This window comes from Streptomyces cahuitamycinicus, assembly GCF_002891435.1.
Taxonomy (GTDB): Bacteria; Actinomycetota; Actinomycetes; order Streptomycetales; family Streptomycetaceae; genus Streptomyces; species Streptomyces cahuitamycinicus.
This window is the reverse complement of sequence record NZ_POUC01000824.1, coordinates 1-1,429: the sequence shown is the minus strand read 5'-3', so window position 1 is coordinate 1,429 and position 1,429 is coordinate 1. Positions and strand designations below refer to the sequence as shown.

Sequence of the window (1,429 nt, the reverse complement as noted above, 5' to 3'; positions counted from 1 at the left end):
GGGCGGTGCCGGCGGGTGCCACGGGGATGGGCGCGCCCTCAGCGGACGCCCCAACCTCTGCGGCAGGGACGCCCCAGGGCCCGGGCGCCACCGCGGCCGCAGCCGGGGCCGTCCTGCTCGACGGGTTGGCTTCGCCGGGCACCCTCGCCCCGGCGCCGCCGGGCGGGTTCGCTGCCGCCTGCGTGACGGCGGCGACCTGGAAGACCGCCGCGGCCACCGGACGGCGCAGACCGCCGAGGCCGAGGAGACCCCCCGAGAGCCGACCGGCCCCCGCGTCGCACTCCGGGACGACGGCCCGCCGCCGGATCTCCTGGTGCGAGGGCACGGACGTGTTCTTCGCGCGCAGTTTGCCCGCCCGCTCGGCGGTGAGGTTGCGGAAGTTCACGAGCATGCGGTGCCCGTACTCCGTGAGGACCGACTCCGGATGGAACTGCACCCCCCACAGCGGCCGGCTGCGGTGCCGGATCCCCATCAGGACGCCGTCCTCCGCCCAGGCCGTGGCCTCCAGCGTCTCCGGCAACGGCTCGCGCACGGCCAGCGAGTGGTAGCGGACGGCGGTGAAGTGCTGCGGCAGACCGTGGAACAGGTCCCGGCCGTCATGCCGGATCGTGGACAGATGCCCGTGCCGCGGCTCAGGAGCGGGCCCCACCAGACCGGCCTCCCCGAGCGCGATGCCCTGATGCCCCAGACACACACCGAGCACGGGAACCGGGGAGGTGGCGAGCAGCCTGCCCCCGATACCGAAATCACGCGCCTCGCCCGGATGCCCGGGCCCGGGGGACACCACGAGGTTGTCGAACGCCCGGAGATCGGGAAGACCGTCGACGGGAGCGTCGTTCAGGACGACAACCGGCTCCTCGCCATTGACCTCGGCGATCAGCTGGAACAGGTTGTACGTGTACGAGTCGTAGTTGTCGATGAGCAGGGTCTTCACCCGCCCACCTCCCTCTGTTCGTTCGCGGGCCTATACGGCCCGGCGTTTGTGCCGCCCGCGCAATGCCTGGAGCGACGGGTACAGCCATTTCCGGAAGAAACGCTGGAGCCGTGGCATGAGAATCCAGGTGACAAGGGCCGTTACACACAGACACAACAACAGCGTGCGAAACAGTGCATTGAGGTCGCCGAGATAGGGAAGCACCGTCAGATTGAACAGGAGCACCGGCGGGAAAACCGCGCTCATATTCACGAACCAAAGTTTCCATTTCGACGGCGGCGCCGGTGGCGGGGGCGTCAGGGTCTGCGCGTCGAACCAGGCCCGGGCGCCCGGCATCTGCCTGCGCCCCGTCTCCCGTGCGACGCCCGCCAGCCGGGCGTCCCATTGTTCCCGGGAGGCCGATTTCTCCCAGGCCAGGGCCAGGCCCTCGCTGGCGAAGCGATAAACGACATGCCACTCCGCCCCTCCGTCGACAAGTACCCCACCCCCCATGAA

General features: G+C 70.5%; 2 protein-coding genes. Both read right to left on the bottom strand.

Annotated features, from left to right (window positions below; genetic code table 11):
- The coding region (locus tag C1J00_RS47485) for an anthranilate synthase component II (protein ID WP_245936748.1) at positions 1-934 on the bottom strand (934 nt) is incomplete at its 3' end.
- 30 nt (positions 935-964) lie between these two features.
- On the bottom strand, positions 965-1,429 hold a 465-nt coding region (locus C1J00_RS43190), incomplete at its 5' end, for a putative antibiotic biosynthesis monooxygenase (RefSeq protein WP_102914212.1).